Genomic DNA, 17,152 nt, shown 5'->3' on the forward strand with positions numbered 1-17,152 from the left:
GGCGACGGCGTCTCGCGGACGGCGTCATTGTCTCTGAACAGAGTTCGGCAATTCCTTCGAGAGCAAGTCTTGTTAAAGAAAACCAAGCGATAGCTACGGCGGCGACGCGTGCAAAGTTGATCTTGAATATGCAGCCGACCTCACAATGCTGATTTCATGCGAATTACGGTCTCCGAACATATACTGGAGATCGCGTCCGGTCGAGTGCCAGCGAAGTGCTGCCGGAAGGACCGGACCGGACGTTTGTTGATCTTCATCAACAGCGGCTCTTGCAAAGCAGGTACTATTCATTTGTCCGCAAGATTGGGAGAGCTCGCATGCTCATAGATGGATCGATCGTACCGATCACGGCCTTAGTGGTCTTGTTTGTTGTATTTGCGGCCGCTTTTATCTGGGCTGGCCTTCGAGCCCGCAACGGCGTGCAAAAGAAACATCGACACCCGAAGCACAGGCCGTTCTGACAAGAGACAGGTTTCGCCGGACGATAATCAGTTCGGAGTGAATGCGGCTCGGCTTGACGCTTGAGCACGAGTTACCAGGAACGGATTACTTTGGGCGAGGCCCACATCGGAATATCGGCATACTGAGATCGATCAACACGACAGCCGGTGGAAACGATAAAATTTTTATGGTGTTAGGAGTAGATGATGTCATTCAAGGACGTTCTAGTCGCATTAACGACTTACCCTGAGCGCACTCCAAACTCGAGCATCGAAGATGCAGTTCAAGTAGCCGTCGCCCTCAGTGCACGCGTCTCGGCGATAGCCTGCGAAGTCAGAGTACCCGCGCCGGCAAGCCCGTTGGGAACCGCGCTGCTCAACATCCCTGCCATGGTCGCGGCCGAGTTGCGGAAGAGTGCGGCCAACGCCAAAGACGTTCTGGCGGGATTCCAGGACGCTGCCGAACGCCAAAATGTCCTTCAGGATACTATCCTCGAAAAATGTTCGACCGCCAATGAGCCAGACGTATTGGTTGATTACGCGCGTCTGCGGGATCTAACCGTAGTGCCGATGACGAATACGGACGGTAACGAGAGATGGTATGCGGAAACGCTCATCTTCGATTCCGGACGTCCCGTCATCGCGTTGCCGCCGGAACCTTCGCCGAAGCCGACACAATCATTCGACAACGTGATCGTCGCTTGGGATTTCAGTCGGCAATCCTCGCGAGCGGTGGCCGATGCGTTGCCAATCCTGAAACAGTCGAAGCGGGTTTTCATTCTGACTGTTACGAATGAGAAGATTATCGACACCAAGCGATCGGGCGTTGAGTTGGCTAAACACCTCTCTCGGCATGGTGTGGAAGTCATCCTCGACGTCGTGGATGCCGCCGGGAGGGATATCGGGACGGTTCTGAGATCCCACATTCAACTGCGTAACGGCGACCTGCTGGTGATGGGAGCCTACGGCCATTCGCGTTTCCGCGAATTCGTGCTCGGCGGCGCCACCAGAAGCATGCTTCTGCGGCCTCCCGTGCCGACCTTCCTTTCACACTAGCGCTTAACCTGTAGACCAAACGACCAGATTAGGGATCGACCATGATCAAGGATATCATCCTGAATATAGAGCAAGATGCCAGTCGCGATGGCGTCGGCGATTACGCCATTTCGATAGCTGAAGAGTTTGAATCTCATCTAGCGGGCGTCGGAATGGCGGGCCTGGATATCCCTACCGTCATGATGCCTGACTTTCCAGCTAACCTGATGGAAAAAATTCTCGCGGAGAACGAGGAGACCGCAAGGCAGTCGGTCAAACGGTTCGAACAGGCCGCCACACGCCGAGGCATTTCCTTCGAGCATCGGCTGGTGACCAGACATGTTGCAGCGTCGATTCTTTTCTCAACAATGGCGCGACGGTTCGATCTAAGCGTCATAATGCAAACCGACGTTGATGCAGGCATCATCAATGAAACATTGATCGAGGCAACGCTGTTCGATTCCGGACGACCGATAATCGTTGTGCCGTACTTTCTGAAAGAGCCATTGAAGCTCGAAAAAATCGTGTGCTGTTGGGACGGAAGTCGAGCGGCGACGCGAGCGATCAACGATGCGATGCCGTTTCTGAAGCGCGCAAAAAGCACAGAGCTCTTTATCGTTGTCAATGAAAAGACCTCTGGTGACGATGAAATCCGAGGCGTCGAAATGGCAAAACATCTCGCACGTCACGGTGTCCACGTTGATATTGAAAGTGTGCCGGTGGCGGACATTGATGTCCCTAACGCGATCCTCTCTCACGTCGCCGACTGTTCCGCTAACTTGATCGTCATGGGTGGTTACGGACATTCGCGATTTCGGGAATTTGTGCTGGGAGGCGCTACGCGCACAATCCTTTCATCCATGACCGCACCGGTCTTCATGTCGCACTAGCTTCACGGCCTCAGGCCCATTGCCTCCGCAGATGATTATCCTGGGTGAGCAGCGCTATCCTGCTATAGCTTTCGGCGGCGGGGCCAAAATGCAAAGATGGCAACCAACCCGGTCAGCAGGACCGCTGTCACCATCATCTGCACGAAGCCAAAATTCAGGGCATCGCGTGCCACGAACAATGCGGTAACGGGGGCCGCAATATACAAAAGCAGGCGCAGGATCCAAGCCATGTCTTCCTCATAAAATGGCACTGAACTATCGTACTCCGATGAGACGCTGGTACATTGATCCAGTTCAAGCGCGTCACTCGCCCAAATCAGCTTCCGGCAGAGAGTCTGGCGACAACGCCTCCTGCACAAAGAGCGGCGACACTGCCCCCTGCAACGAGCAACCCGGTTCTTATTCCACCAACCCAGATCGTTATTCCCACTTTCGATAACGTATTGACCGCCACCGCGAGCAGGACGGCATCAGCAGCCATTTTCTGATTAGCCGGATCGCTGCCAAGCCGGGCCATTGAAACCGCAACGGCGTCGACATCGATAATGGCGGAGAGGCTTGCGATGAACAGCGCTCCAGTACTTCCGAAGGTATCACTGAGCAATTTTGCACATATCGTCACAACGCTCATGAACACGGCTAATTTGAGCGCCGCGCCGATCGCCAGAGGATTTTCGATCTCCAGCTTCGGTGAGTCTCTCTCTGCGTCCGTGACAAGACCAATCCCCGCTCCGGCTAAAAGCACCGTCGCAGCAGCGCCGAGCGCCGGCAAGAGATCCGGGAGCAATGACTGATTTAGTATGATCGTAAAGACTCCGACCCTGATCATCATTACCGCGCCGGCTATCAAAATACCTGCATATAGAATTCGGCTCGACCCTGGATTTTTTTGCGCCAGGTGTGCAAATGTAAAAGTTGTGGCGGTGGATGATGCCATACCTCCGGCAATGGCCGTTGCGACAATGCCGAGCCGATTGCCGAAGACGCGCACAGCGACGTAACCCACGAATGACGTTGCAGCGATCAGAATCGTGAAGGCCCATATCTGATAGGGATTGAACGAGTCCCAAGGGTCGACAGTTCTATTAGGCAAGATCGGAAGTAGCAGAAACGTCATCGCGAGCAGGACGAGGATCGCTCGCAACTCCTTCCACTTGATGGTTGCGATCAGGCCATGCAACGACTCTCGCAACGCAAGAAGGCATGCTACGGAAACCGCCGAAGCTACGGCGGCGCCCACATCACCGATCGCAGCCATGGTTCCAAGCAAAAATGTCATCATGCCGGCGACGACGGATGTCGCACTCAGGTTCTGCTCGGCCTTGGCCTCAAGCCAATGAAAAGCGGTGAAGGCCGCAGCATAACCGGCAAAAACGATACCGACGAACAGACCGCCGAGCTTCACTCCAATGAGGCCGGTCACGCCGCCCAGAAAGCCAGATAATGCAAAGGTCCTGAACCCAGCAGCTCGCTGGTGATCCTGCTCGTCGCGAGTGCGCCAGCCCCGCTCAAGACCAATCAGCATGCCGATTGCTAAAGCGACGCTGAGCCGCGTAAAAATTTCACCCTGATCCATATCTCTATGATCTCACATGATCACCGCTGGCAGCCATCTTGCACTCATTGCCGCTTCTGGAGTCATCATCGACTGCGATTTGGAGGGAGGCGCATCGTGCGGCCGAAACGCCGCAGCGAAGCGCGAACACATCACGCCAATGCGTGCTCATGTATCGTTTTGGTTGATACCTAATCGCTCGCCCGACTTGGCTCATTCTGTTGCGATAGCTCCTGGTCTTCAGGCGATTGCATGTATAAGCCGGACATCGGCTCGACCCAGCACAGATGATCGTGGACTAGCTTCACTCCCTCGACGTTTTCCGCAGCAACGATTGCGGCCTGACGGAAGCTTTCGTCGGTTACGAATCCGCTGAGATGCACGATGCCGTCTTTCACAATGACCTCTAGCGTGACCGGGCTCCAGTCGTTATTTTGAATTGTTCGAATGATGGTCTCTCGAATGCGATCGTCACTTTCTGCCGGATTCGGGATTTCACCGGACATACTCGCGACAGCCAGCAGAAGATTCGAGCGCGTGACGATTCCGACAATACGGTCTCCGCGCATGACCGGAACACGTTTTATGTGATTTCGTTCCATCAAGCGAACAATCTCTTCAAGGGACGCATCTTCGTTCACGGTAATGACACGTCGAGTCATCACTTCCCCAACCTTGCGGCCATGCTCCTTTACAAAGTCTGCGGCGTGACCGGCTGGACCGACAAGGAACGACAGCCAGCGTCCGCGCCTTCGCTCGGTGCTGATCTCGCCGCGACGCAGAAAATCACCCTCCGACACCATCCCGATCAGTTTACCTGTGTTGTCGAGAACCGGCATGCCGCTGATATGACGCCGTAGCATCGTGTGCATAGCATAGATGATGTCCGTTTCTGGCGAAGTCGTGACCACGTCGAAAGTCATAATCTGATGCGCACGCATGACGAACTCCATCCGTTCAGAATCGGAAAACTACTTATTACCAAGTCGTACCATTTGATGCAGATCAATCTCTGACTGACGTTGATCATCGAGCTCGAGATTTAGATCTTTGGCAGAAGATCGCCTTCGGAAGCGCGCCGGAGTTCGTACGGTCAGATCGGAGTTGATTCTAATTCAATCTCCTTACGTTCCCACAGGAAATTGACCGGCTCTCCGATAGATCGAGCCACGATTTCTCAACTTCCGCGCCTAACGTGCTCCGCGCAATTCCCTCTTGCGGAGGAACGGCCGCGAAGATCGCTTGGGGATTTGTTACGGCAATGTTGCGGTGATGAGAGTCATCAAGCTGTCAGAATAAGGTGTCATCGTATGTCGCCCCTTTTCGCGTGTTAATGCATGAGCAATGCACAAAACGACCGTTGTTTCAGAAGATGACTGGTTACACCGCCAAATACCCATTCGCTAAATCGGCTAGTCCCATATGCACCTGCCACAAGCAGATCTGCACCAAATTCCACAGTGATCGCCTCGAGTTGCTTTCCCGTATCGCCGGCCGCCAGTTCCGCACGCGCCTGCGCGGCAATTCCGTGCCGAGAAAGCCATTCGGCAACGTCCGCAACGCTTGCGGAAGCCGCTTCTGTCTCCCTCTCGCTATCCACGATTTCAACGACAGCGATATCCTGTGCGGCCTGAAGCATCGGTAACGCCGCAGCTATTGCCCGCCTCGCCTCAGCGCAATCCTTCCAGGCAACCAGGATGCGATTCAATGCCATTGCGGTTGTTCGTGGAGGAACGATGATAAATGGTCGACCGGCTTTCATCAGTGCATCGCCAAAATCCAACCAACGTTGCCCACTCATAAGCGGACTATTTTCCGATAGTTCCGCGATCACAACATCAGCGCTGCACGCCTCAGCTGCAAGGAAGTCCGCAGGCATCTCGGTGCTCTCTCGCCAAACGAAAGGTTGCCCGCAGGGCTTGATCGCATCACGAAAGCGGCTTTCGCATCGAGCAGTCGCGAGAGCCAGTTCGTCATAATCAGCCTCCAGCATGCTAGCCGCAACCATGCCATTCAGATGGACGGGCACATATGGCACACCAGATGTGACGCCGATAATCCGGGAATCAAACCGATCGGCCAGATCGCAGCTCACCCTGAGAGCCGCCTCGTTCACCTGCTCAAGACCCAAGAATACCATTATGGACTTGTAGGCCATCCCACTCTCCCGTCGACGAAATGCCCGCTAGATCAGGCGCTCGACAAGGGTCAGTCTATCTGTATCGCTCAGAGGCATTTTTGATCTAGCTCAGTCTCTACCCGAAAAAAGCCTCTATGAATGCTGTCGACGCCAGCCCGGACGGACAGTCTGGAGCCGCATGGAGGAAAGAATGAAATTCAGAACGGTTATGACTAGCTTGGCGCTTGATCGATCCAATGACGCCTGCCTCGCGGTAACGGGTGACTTGGCTCAACGCTTAGGGGCGCATGTGATTGGTATCGCCGCTTCTGATCTCAAACCACCGCTCTACTACGCAGAAGGCGAGCAAGCCGAGGCAATCTTCCACCAGGAACGAACGGCCATCCGCGAACGCATCGATCAGTTGGAGAAAAAATTTCGCGCTCGCTTGGCCGATAAGTCAAAAGGACTTGAATGGCGCTGTGCCATCGATCTTTCGACGCGGTTTATAAGCACCCAGGTTCGTGCCGCCGACATACTCGTGATCCAGGTTGGTGTGGAACCGACTGACCCCTATTCAGGTGCCGACCCGACCGATCTTGTAATGGCCACTGGCCGGGCGCTGTTAGTCGTGCCCGAAAGCATGAACTGGCTTGATACCCGACACATTCTTGTCGCCTGGAAGGACACTCGGGAAGCACGGCGAGCGATCGTTGATGCTCTACCGTTGCTTTCACTCGCGACAGAAGTAACAATTGTTGAAATCCTGGAAGAAGGCAGCACGCGGCCGGCAGCTCAGTCCCGACTGAAGGACGTCGCATCCTGGCTCCAGCAACACGGCCTCTCCGCGGAGACGTTGGTGATCGATCAACCGGAGGACGTCACGATGCGCCTTGATGAAGTCGCATCCGATGCCGGCGCAGGTGTAATTGTTGCAGGCGCCTATGGGCACTCAAGATTTCGCGAATGGGTACTGGGAGGGGTCACCCGCCATCTTGTAACGCAGCAGAAACGCTGCGTCCTCCTCTCAAGATAGCATCTCGAGCAAAATGCTCAGGCCCGTTGGAGAAGCTATCGTTGCGTGCCGCTAAAATAGCTAGCTCGATTCGACCAATTCGTCGGCCGTACCGTAACATTATGCATTGCACACTATCAGATTAGTCTCCGTCATCCTGTTTAACAGTTTTCTTTCCAACGCTCAGCCGATTTTTCAAACAGGCAGTTTCCCGTCACCCAGAGCTCTCAAAGCATTCAGGATGACGGCGACGTCTATTGCTTCCTGGATTAGCGCTCCCTCCACTGGCGTCAGATAACCCAACGCTGCGGCGACCATTCCGATCAGCGAGAGCCCCATCCCGGCAAATACACCTTCGAGGGCGATCAAGCGGGAACGCCGGGCGATTTCCATGGCAGGCACGATGCGATCAAGGTGATCGACCAGGATGACAACGTCGGCTGCCTCGGCGGACGCCGTGGCACCCCTAGCTCCCATTGCAACGCCGACATCGGCTGCGGCCAGTGCTGGCGCATCGTTGACGCCGTCGCCTACCATCATGACGGGACCGTTTTTTCGCTCGGAGAGCACAACCAGGACTTTCTGATCCGGCGTCAACTCCGAACGGACCGCGTCGATTCCCAAACCTGCAGTAACGGCGTCCGCAACCGCGCTCCTATCCCCTGTTGCGAGAACAATCCGTTGCACTCCTAACATTCTCACCAGCTGAAGAAGAGATTGTGTGCCGGAACGCAGTTCATCAGCCAGCCTTATTTCGCCCGCCAGACGGCCGTCGATAGCAACGGCGACAACCACCGCGCCGGCAACCTTTGCTAGCTGGAACGAATTTTCCATCCCTTGCGGCAATTTGGACATCACGAACTGTATCCCGCCGACCGCGACGATGCGCCCTTCAACGACGCCCTGAACTCCTTCACCGGGCGTTTCGACAACGCCGGATGGTATTGCGAGTTTAAGCTGCTGACTCTGCGCTTCGGCAACGATGGTCTGAGCGATGATGTGCTTGGATGCCTGATCGAGCGAGGCGGCGAGGCGCAACACTTCACCGGGGTCGGCATCGGCCGATACGTTGACGGCGACGACTTTCGCCCTGCCGTCGGTGAGCGTACCGGTCTTATCAAGTATCAGTGAATTAATGCGCGCTAGCGCTTCGATCGCCTTACCTCCTTTGATAAGAATGCCATGTCGCGCCGCTCGGGAAAGGCCGGACACGAGAGCGACCGGCACTGCAAGGATAAGGGGGCACGGCGTGGCAATGACGAGAACGGCGACGGCGCGGACCGGATCGCCCGTGAAGAACCAGGCGGCGGCAGCAATTATCACGGTGATAGCGAGGAAGACTATCGCGAAACGATCGGCGAGTCGCGACATCGGAGCCTTGGAGCGCTGCGCGTTCTCCACCAGCCGCACGATACCGGCATAAGTGCTTTCGGCGACGCGATGCGATACGATGAGATCAAACGCCTCGCCGACGTTGGTGGATCCACTCATTACCTCGTCGTCGGCGCGCTGCTGAACCGGAATAGGCTCTCCCGTGAGCGCGGATTGATCCAGCACCGCAAGCCCGCTCGCCACCACGCCGTCGGCCGGGACTACATCGCCCTGCCGGATCAGCAGACGATCGCCAGGCACGACCAGGTCCAGTTCGACCTCTTCTAGGCCACTTGCCCGGTATCGAACAGCTGTTCGAGGTACCCGCGCCAATAATGCCGTCATCTCGCGGCGCGCGTGGCGCTCCGCAAATGCTTCGAGGAATTGCCCGCTGGCATACATCAGCGCGACGACGACTGCAGCCAGTTCTTCCCCGACAGCGAGCGCTGCCGCCATCGACAGAACCGCAACGATGTCGAGGCCGACTTCACCGCGGCGCAGGCTTGCAACAATGTCGTAAACGAGGAAGATCAGTACCGGAATCGTGAACGCCGCCCAGACACGATCCTGCCACGCCGGCTGTCCGAGCAGTGGCATGGCAAAGCCGAGGCCAAGACCAAAAGCCGGGAGCAACACCAATACGGTCCGCACGAAGAAGCCGGCAAGCATCTCAAACCACCTCGCAGAAGCGCGCGCCCGCCCGCGGAGCCATTCCAGTTTACACGCGAGAAGCCGGCTGACCGGAATCTCAGACCACTGTCCCGAACAGCTTTCCAATACCGGCTGTGAGCGCCAGGGCAAGCGCGCCCCAAAATGTTACCCGAATGGTAGCACGCAGAATGTTCGCGCCGCCCGCCTTTGCCCCCACTGCACCGAGAACGGCCAGAAAGACCAGTGATGCCACGGACACGATCGGCACCATCGCATATCCAGGAGATACGACCACCATCAGCAACGGCATGGCGGCGCCCACCGAAAACATTGCAGCCGAGGCCAGCGCAGCCTGAACGGGACGCGCTGAAGTAATTTCCGAAATTCCCAACTCGTCGCGCGCGTGAGCCGTCAACGCATCCTTTGCCATCAATTGCTCAGCCACCTGCCGCGCCAAGGGTGCGTCGACACCTCGCTTGACATAGATTTCGGCAAGTTCGTCCAATTCAAACGCAGGATCATCTTTCAACTCCTCGCGTTCGCGGGCAAGGTCGGCCTGCTCGGTATCCGATTGCGAACTGACGGAAATATACTCCCCGGCCGCCATCGACATTGCCCCGGCCACCAATCCCGCAATTCCTGCAATCAAAATATCGTTTCGTGTCGCGGCTGCCGCGGCAACGCCGACGATCAGGCTCGCGGTTGAAATGATACCATCATTTGCTCCCAGGACAGCCGCCCTGAGCCATCCGATCCGATCAACGAGATGGTTCTCAGGGTGCACGTGAAGGCGACTCATATCTTTCTCCTGATAATGCCCCGAACCGGCGTTGTGGTCGCCACCGTATTGGAAAAATCGCGCCGCATTTCTGGACATTCTGAAGCAGCAGATCGAGACGGCGGTTGTCTTCATCGGAGTTCGTAATCGACTGACGTCGGCAGACTGTTCTGAGGAATGCTACAACGGTAACCATCCACACTCGTGAAAATCGAAATTGAACATCGGCGTTACGCTCGATTCCCATGATTATGCAGGCGGGCGTTGACGCATTGGCACTTCTTTCAATCTGGACCCTGAGGATAGTCCATCGACCTCTTTTTCGCAGCCCTGCGCTCGTAAGGCTTGATTCAGGTCAACTCTCCTAACGCCAATTTTCAGGCTTTGACCAATTGTAACCTGCAATCGGAATCCGTCGCCTTAAGCACGCTTTCTGCTATGACTAATTCCATATCTGCTCATTCCGCGACAGCATCAGGCGCGCTCAGCGCATACTCTTGCAGAAAAGACTGTGGAGAGATCAAGGTTGGGATTTAGTCACGGAACGCTATTTGTCTGGCTTCCCAAAATAAACAGAGAAGTGGCCGGAGACAATTTACGCTCGCTGATCGCTTTAGTACCTCTGATCGTTACCCGGACCAGCCCGATGCCCGCAGCCCAAGATCATCATGAATTAGGTCCGAGGGCCAAAATTCTACCCTGCTTGCTCGCCGCGAACTGCACGATCGATCGCATCGATCAATCCCTGGATTTCCACGAACTTCGCTCGCGCGCGTTCCGCTTCTAACATTGAACGGGACAGCCCTCATCCGTGCATAGCTTTTATCAACGCGGCGATCTCGATGGTCGCAAAATTGGAAAAGGTATCGGAAATCGCATAGGGGAAAATGATCTTGTCGTCGTGCCGCATTGCACCACACGTATAAACGACGTTCGGAACGTATCCCTCCCGTTCCAAGGGGTCGGGCCGAAGCAATGGCTCGCGCAAACGACCGATCACCTTCGAGGGATCGTTTTTGTCAAGCAACGCTGCTCCAATCGAATATTTTCTTACCGGACCGACGCCGTGCGTCAGCAACAGCCATCCTTCATCGAGTTCGATCGGCGATCCGCAATTCCCGATCTGCACGAATTCCCACGGGAATTGCGGCTTCAGAATCGCCTGTCCACCGTCCCACGTGTACAGATCATCCGAATAGATCAGATATAGATTCTCGTTGTCCTGCCGCGCGATCATCGCGTACTTGCCGCCGATCTTCCGAGGGAATAAAGCCATGCCCTTGTTGCGCGCCGCGGTGCCCTTCAGCACCGACAGGCGAAACGAAACGAAGTCGGAGGTTTCGATCAGCTCCGATCGAATCGCTCGTCCGCTGTAAGCGGTATAAGTCGCATAATAGACCTTGCGGTCATCGTCGCAGAATTCAACAAAGCGCGCGTCCTCGATTCCGTTGGACTGCGATTCCGTAATCGGAAAAATCACCCGCTCGCTGACGTCCTCGTCGGCCTTAAAGACGAACTTGATATCAGCGTCGGGACCAGACCCTGGATCGAGAATCTTGGGGCCTGACGCAAGGCGCGCGGTGGAATCGAGACAGACGGTTCCATCCACAGCAATCAGCCCGGACCGGAACGTCAGCGAGGACACGTGTCCTTCGCCAACCGCGCGAAGGCTGAGGACGAACCGCAGGCTGCCAGCCGGCGTGCAAGACTGATCGGGATGCGGCACGATGCTTGGATTGAACAGCGCGGAAGCTTCAAACGAGTACTCGTTCAAGAAATAGGCTCCGACCAGTTGGCGTTGCACCTTGGTGAACGCGACATGATCGGCCAACGCGTCTTCCATTTCATCGGCGCGAGCCTCGAACGCCTGCAACAAATTCCGGTGGCGGTCGACAAAGTTCTCCAGCACATCAGCCAACTGGCTGGCCGCGATCTCGGGGTCGAGGGCGAGGACTCGGTCAACGATATGATTGGCCCGGGTCTTGTCCGTCGGATTGAGATCGCGCGGCTCGGTTGCTGGTTTGAAAGGCCGCACAATCACGCGCGTTGGATCGGGCCGCAAATAAAGAGCCTGGCGGTTCAGGAACGGAAATTGTGACAAGAAAACCTCGAATTGTTTGATGGAGATTGCAAACGAACGCGGTGTCACGCCACTCGCGGCAACAGTGTCGCATGGCTCTCGCTGAGGCGCGCAATCTGGCGTATCTCGGACAAGCCCAACAGATAAGATACGACGGATTCACCGCCGCAGTTTTCGTTGGGGCGATCAGGATGCAGGCCATCGCGGCAACTGCCGGTTTCCAGATCGACCAGAGGTATCGACAAGTCATTGCTGCCGAGGAACCATGCGAACACACGCGCGGCTTCGACTTTCCACTCACTATCACTAACGGCGCGCCACGCCGCGAGACAGGCGGCAATCGTCGCCGCGGCTTCCAGCGGCTGTTGATCGAACGCCCGGGGTGGACGGCGCTTGTCGCGAAATCCATCGGTACCGACAGGTCTAAATTGACCCGTCACCGAAGTCTGCTGCGTCACGAGCCAATGCAGGGATTTCAGGCCGGCATCCAGATACGCCGGCGTCTTGGTGGCGACGCCAGTCAGGATCAGGGCTTGCGGCAAGCGCGCATTGTCGTAGGCGAGCCCCTCCTCAAACCACACCCAGTTCGGCGTCTCCACTGCGGCGAGAATCGACATCAACCGGTCGGCGAGAAGAAGACGGAGACTGATCGCCCGCAGATCATTGACAGCAACCGTGCAGTAGGCGTCGAGCCCGAGTAATACGAACGCCCACGCACGCGGTGAGCGAAGTTTTTCCGCGGTCGGTACGACCTCAGCGAACAGCAAAGCCGCCCAGGCTCGCCGCGATGGATTTGCGTCGGCGAGCGCACACACGCCCAATGCCCAAAGCGTCCGGCCGTGGCTATCCTCCGATCCTGTATCTTCAAGCCAGTTGCGGTCAAAGCCCATGAAATTCCGGAAGCGCTTCGTGTCAGGATTCCAAGCATGCTGGACAAAGGCGGCAAAGCGCGCCGTCAGCACCTCCGGCAGGCGCTGCTCGCCGGGATTATTGAGCGCGCAGGCCAATAGCAGTGCGCGGGCATTGTCATCGACGCAATAGCCGTGGGAGCGATCCGGCACGCAGTGAACGGCGTGCTGAAACAGCCCGGTATCGTCGCACATCGACAGGAAATGATCGATCTGCATTTCCGGCGGAGCATGGCTATCGCGTAACAACGTGCTGGTGTCTGATCGGGCAATCGTCTTGAGTCGATGCCTTCGGCCGGCATTTTCAAATACGGACATGTAGCGGTCCGCCGTTCGTTCCCAGATCATCGAGCGGCTGCTCGAATAGGCGCGCTTACGCATTGCCTGCCGCAGCGCATCGTTCTTCAGAAGTTTTGCAATCTCACTGCCGATCGCTGCGGCATCGCCAAATGGCACCAGAATGCCGCGACCGTCGGCCAGCAATTCCCGTGCATGCCAGTATGGCGTGGAGACCACGGCTTTCCCCAGCCCAAAACTGTAAGCCAGCGTGCCCGATGTCATCTGGGCTTCGTTGAGATAAGGCGTGACATAGACGTCGCACATGGAAATGAAATCGAGCAGCGTCTTCTGATCGACAAACTGGTCGAGAAACACCACGTGATCCTCGACGCCGGCGTTCCGTGCACGCTCGATAAGGCTTTCGCGATAGGCCTCGCCCTGATCCCGGACGAGGTTAGGATGGGTGGCACCGAGAACGACGTAGACTGCATCCGGCCGGCTTTTCAGAATTGACGGCATGGCGTCGATCATGACCTCTATGCCCTTGTTGGGCGAGAGCAGACCGAACGTCAGAATCACCGCTCGGTTGCTGAACCCGAGCTTGGCCTTGGCTCCGTCCGGCTCGAGAAATTCAAATTCCGGAATGCCGTGCGGGATGACTTCGATCTTTTCATCGGGCACCTGGTAAACCGCGCGCAGCAGTTCGCGGCCCTTTTCCGCCATAACGACGATCTTGGACGAAACCGCCACGATCTGCGAAAGCACATCGCGCTGCGCGGTTGTTGGCTCCGACAGAACCGTGTGCAGCGTCGTGACGATCGGCATGGCAAGCCGCGATAGCAGCACCATGATGTGATCGCCTGCCTCGCCTCCGAAAATGCCGAATTCGTGCTGTAGTGACACCGCCTCGAACTTGCCGCTGTTCAGGAAGTTTGCCGCCTCAATGTAGTCTTCGCGGCAACTATCGTTGATCTGAAAGCCGACGGTGGGCGGGTAATCGTAAATCTGACCGTGATTGGTCATAGCGACAATGGTAGCTTCGAGATCCGGGCGCGAGTCGGCAACGGCGCGCTGCAAATCTGTTGTGAAGGTCGCGATGCCGCAACGGCGCGGCAGTGAATTTCCAATGAACGCCATACGATTGAGCGTGGTCACGTCTAAGTCTCCTGTTTTGCGAGCGGCGGCAAGTGTTCGGACGCAGTCTGTGTTGCCGGCGAACGCACAGAAATTGGATCGGTGACAACGCTGACATTGCTCTGCTGTTCAAGCGCTCCGGAGTTTACGTTAGGGCCGAGATAGGCCAGCAAGCCTGTCATGCCCTCAGCGCCGATTTCGATGTCGGCACGATCCGCATCCATAAAAATGACGTCGCCAAGATGTGCGTCGATTGAACCGATCCGAGCGTGACCGCCAAGAACCAAAACCCAGGTTTCTTTTGGCGCATCGAGCGTCCAGATGGAGCGTGCCGGAAGATTCAACTGCTCCAGCACAAAATGTGGACTGACAATGAGTGCGGCTCTCGCCTTGTTCAGTCTTCGCGGTTGCGGCTGTGGATCGGCCGGCCCCGTCTTGGCAACCGCCACGGCATGATCGACGTGCAATCCACGCTGCCGCCCATAGTCGAACAAGCGAAATGTGGCGTCGCTTTGCTGCTGGATTTCCGCGAGAACGATCCCGGCGCCGATCGCATGAACGGTGCCGGCAGGAACAGAGATCACATCGCCGGTGCAAACCGCCCGCCATTGCACCTTCTCTGCGATGGAGCCGTCTTCGATCGACGCGCGCAACTCGGTGGCGGTGAGTAGGTGTTTCAGTCCGACCGCAACCTGCGCGCCGGGCGTTGCCGAGAGAATATACCAAGCCTCGGCCTTGCCGTTCGGCAAGTCGATGGACCGCGCAAAGTCGTCGTCCGGATGGACCTGAATGGAGAGAGGCTCGGACGTGAACAGCAGTTTCAGAAGTAATGCCGATTTCGGCGCGGTGGCATCCGCCCGTTCGAACCACAATTCACCGATCGCGTCACCGTTTGCGGGTGCCCCAGCCCAAGGCAGCAGATCAGTGCTTCCCCAGGGCTTGCGATGCATGTGCACGGCGGCATGTTCGATCGTCACTCTGACTCCACTTGGCCTCCCGGCCTCCGGCCGCAATCAAGCCGACATGAAAAGGGGTAACGCCGCTCGCTGCAGTGAGCGCGGCGCGATCCTGATTAACAGCTAAGCAAGTATGTCGTTCGCGATGCCGAGCATCGCGGTTCGGGCGGCAGCGACATTCGTCTCCGCATTCAGCGGATGTGCAGCAACCGAGCGTCTAGCAAGTTCGAAGACTGCGGGCGTTTGTGCAAGCAGCTGTCGCTGATCGCGTATTATAGATGGGCTCTTTCCTACCCAATGACCATTACTATCTTCAACGCAAACGTCGCCCGATAGACTAGAAATCCTCGGCTTCGCCGCCATCGCATCTCTTTACATCTCGATAGTAAGACATGGTATCTTGTTGGGAGACGCGAGATAGGGACCAGCTTCGCCGTGGTCAACAGCACAGAACTCATACGTATGGCGACTTACGGGAAATACAAGAACACCCCCATGGAGCTAACTCGGTATGAGGCCGAATTCCGAACTAATAAATGGCTATTAAGCCAGAAAGAGCGCATGTTTGCGCCATGTCGCCTCAAACGCAGTTTCTCGTGCAGGCTTTTAACACCGCAAAAGATGATCAGTTGAAGCCAGACACGCCTATCGTGTGTCGATCCGCGGAGGGCGCGCGTCGTACCGCGCAGCGGCTCGCATTGTCGAAAGCAGGCGTTGTCGCCTTCTCCATGACCTCTGATGACGAAACCGGCGACTATGACGAAGAACCAAAGGTCTTTTATCGGGAAGGAAGGGTCCCGGACGAATTCAGTGCAAGCCCATGACCGGCGCACTTTCAGTTCTATTTTTTGAAAACGGATTACCCGATCTTCCAATAATTTTGGTGGAGCCGCATCGAAACAGGCAAGGCGTTTGGCGCATCAAGTTCTGCTACGCAGATCGTAAGCCGCTCTCCATGAGTTCGATTCAGGCGTCGGCGCTGGCCGGCAACCTTCATCAAATAAGCGAAATCCAATTGGCAGACGGGATTAATGGCGCAGTTCGAAGCGCGGGACGATATTGCACGATGTGAGTGCGCCTCTTGAACGAACCGCATTGTCAACCAGAGAGAAGTGCGGCTCGCTCGTTACCCGATCGGTGAGAATTCAAGAGCAGCCAACGGAACGTCAAGCACGTAGACAAATCCGCTCGGCTCGTAAGTCAATTTGACGTTGCCCTTGAGCTGCCTCCCGAGATTTTCGATCAGGCGGGTGCCGAAGCTCTGTCGGGTTGGGACATGGACCTTCGGACCGCCGTACTCCCTCCAAGCGAACTGCAGCCGCTTCGCTTCATCTACGACCCAGCTAATGGCAACCCGGCCAGCAGGCACCGATAGCGCACCGAACTTGGTGGTATTGGTACAGAGTTCATTGAGGGTCATCGCGATGGCGATCACAGCGCTGGACGCGATCTGAACGTCAGGTCCCTCGATGAAGAACTTCGCCACGTCCGGATTGTCAAAAGCCTCGACGGCGCCACGGACGATTTTTCGCATGTCCGCGCTGGTCCACCGTGCCTGCAACAGGAGATCATGAGCACGGCCGAGCGCCAGCAACCGGCCTTCAATCGCCTGCTGTGCATGCTGCGTACTCGAAGCATTGCGGAGGCTTTGGGAGGCAATGGCACCGACCGTCGCAAGCGTGTTCTTGATACGGTGATGAAGCTCTTCCAGGATCAGCTTTTGCAGCTTGTCGGCTGCTTCGCGCTCCTTGGCGTCGATACCGGCCTGCGTAAGCAGGGTTTCGGCGCTCAATTCTGCCTGTGTCAGCAAGAGCCTGAGACTGACGTTCTCTGCCGTCAGTAGTTCCTCGGCGGAACTTGGACCAGATGCCAAGTCGACGGCTTCCCCGTCATGGTCAATTTTGAGCATCGGCAAGGCTTATCACGATCTGTCCAGTTCCA

The 17,152-nt window shown here is 56.5% G+C and carries 15 protein-coding genes; 5 read left to right on the forward strand and 10 right to left on the reverse strand.

The window, feature by feature from the left end:
* The first annotated feature begins 647 nt into the window (after positions 1-647).
* Together ASC80_RS10390 and ASC80_RS10395 are read left to right on the forward strand one after the other, a co-directional pair.
* A complete protein-coding gene (locus ASC80_RS10390; protein ID WP_056298681.1) occupies positions 648-1,496 on the forward strand; it encodes a universal stress protein in 849 nt (282 codons plus the stop codon).
* Positions 1,497-1,537: 41 nt separating this feature from the next.
* Positions 1,538-2,365 (forward strand): universal stress protein, encoded by an 828-nt coding sequence (locus ASC80_RS10395; protein ID WP_056296450.1) that lies wholly within the window; start codon positions 1,538-1,540, stop codon positions 2,363-2,365.
* Between the two features lie 62 nt (positions 2,366-2,427).
* On the opposite strand, the gene ASC80_RS24160 is transcribed toward ASC80_RS10395, so the two are convergent.
* From ASC80_RS24160 to ASC80_RS10410, 4 genes are all read right to left on the reverse strand, one after another.
* Positions 2,428-2,595, reverse strand: a complete 168-nt coding sequence (locus tag ASC80_RS24160) for a hypothetical protein (RefSeq protein WP_200941180.1) — start codon at positions 2,593-2,595, stop codon at positions 2,428-2,430.
* 86 nt (positions 2,596-2,681) lie between these two features.
* Positions 2,682-3,941 (reverse strand): MgtC/SapB family protein, encoded by a 1,260-nt coding sequence (locus tag ASC80_RS10400; RefSeq protein ID WP_056296453.1) that lies wholly within the window; start codon positions 3,939-3,941, stop codon positions 2,682-2,684.
* Positions 3,942-4,111: 170 nt separating this feature from the next.
* On the reverse strand, positions 4,112-4,861 hold the full coding sequence (locus ASC80_RS10405; RefSeq protein WP_056298685.1) for a CBS domain-containing protein: 750 nt from the start codon (positions 4,859-4,861) through the stop codon (positions 4,112-4,114).
* Positions 4,862-5,250: 389 nt separating this feature from the next.
* Positions 5,251-6,078: a universal stress protein gene (locus ASC80_RS10410; protein ID WP_056296456.1), complete on the reverse strand. Its 828-nt coding sequence runs from the start codon at positions 6,076-6,078 to the stop codon at positions 5,251-5,253.
* A gap of 172 nt (positions 6,079-6,250) precedes the next feature.
* Between ASC80_RS10410 and ASC80_RS10415 the strand changes: the two genes are divergently transcribed.
* Positions 6,251-7,075 (forward strand): universal stress protein, encoded by an 825-nt coding sequence (locus ASC80_RS10415; RefSeq protein ID WP_056298688.1) that lies wholly within the window; start codon positions 6,251-6,253, stop codon positions 7,073-7,075.
* Between the two features lie 174 nt (positions 7,076-7,249).
* Here ASC80_RS10415 and ASC80_RS10420 read toward each other — a convergent pair whose 3' ends face one another.
* The 5 genes from ASC80_RS10420 to ASC80_RS10440 all read right to left on the reverse strand — a co-directional run bounded on the left by ASC80_RS10420 (position 7,250) and on the right by ASC80_RS10440 (position 15,232).
* Positions 7,250-9,094: a heavy metal translocating P-type ATPase gene (locus ASC80_RS10420; RefSeq protein WP_056296458.1), complete on the reverse strand. Its 1,845-nt coding sequence runs from the start codon at positions 9,092-9,094 to the stop codon at positions 7,250-7,252.
* Between the two features lie 79 nt (positions 9,095-9,173).
* The gene (locus tag ASC80_RS10425; protein ID WP_056298691.1) at positions 9,174-9,875 is read right to left on the reverse strand and encodes a VIT1/CCC1 transporter family protein; all 702 of its coding nucleotides are present in this window, start codon (positions 9,873-9,875) and stop codon (positions 9,174-9,176) included.
* Between the two features lie 784 nt (positions 9,876-10,659).
* Complete coding sequence (locus tag ASC80_RS10430) at positions 10,660-11,955, reverse strand: glycoside hydrolase family 130 protein (RefSeq protein ID WP_056298694.1); 1,296 nt, start codon at positions 11,953-11,955, stop codon at positions 10,660-10,662.
* A 44-nt stretch (positions 11,956-11,999) separates the two neighbouring features.
* The gene (locus ASC80_RS10435; RefSeq protein ID WP_056296461.1) at positions 12,000-14,276 is read right to left on the reverse strand and encodes a glycosyltransferase family 4 protein; all 2,277 of its coding nucleotides are present in this window, start codon (positions 14,274-14,276) and stop codon (positions 12,000-12,002) included.
* Positions 14,277-14,278: 2 nt separating this feature from the next.
* A complete protein-coding gene (locus ASC80_RS10440; protein WP_056296464.1) occupies positions 14,279-15,232 on the reverse strand; it encodes a class I mannose-6-phosphate isomerase in 954 nt (317 codons plus the stop codon).
* Between the two features lie 515 nt (positions 15,233-15,747).
* Here ASC80_RS10440 and ASC80_RS10445 point away from each other — a divergent pair.
* Positions 15,748-16,035, forward strand: a complete 288-nt coding sequence (locus ASC80_RS10445; protein WP_244487245.1) for a hypothetical protein — start codon at positions 15,748-15,750, stop codon at positions 16,033-16,035.
* Positions 16,032-16,283: a hypothetical protein gene (locus ASC80_RS23030; RefSeq protein WP_082512509.1), complete on the forward strand. Its 252-nt coding sequence runs from the start codon at positions 16,032-16,034 to the stop codon at positions 16,281-16,283. Before ASC80_RS10445 ends, ASC80_RS23030 begins: the two co-directional genes overlap by 4 nt.
* Before the next feature lie 54 nt (positions 16,284-16,337).
* Here ASC80_RS23030 and ASC80_RS24385 read toward each other — a convergent pair whose 3' ends face one another.
* A complete protein-coding gene (locus ASC80_RS24385) occupies positions 16,338-17,120 on the reverse strand; it encodes a sensor histidine kinase (protein ID WP_056296470.1) in 783 nt (260 codons plus the stop codon).
* Positions 17,121-17,152: the final 32 nt, after the last annotated feature.

It is taken from the genome of Afipia sp. Root123D2 (assembly GCF_001425835.1).
Lineage (GTDB): Bacteria > Pseudomonadota > Alphaproteobacteria > Rhizobiales > Xanthobacteraceae > Afipia.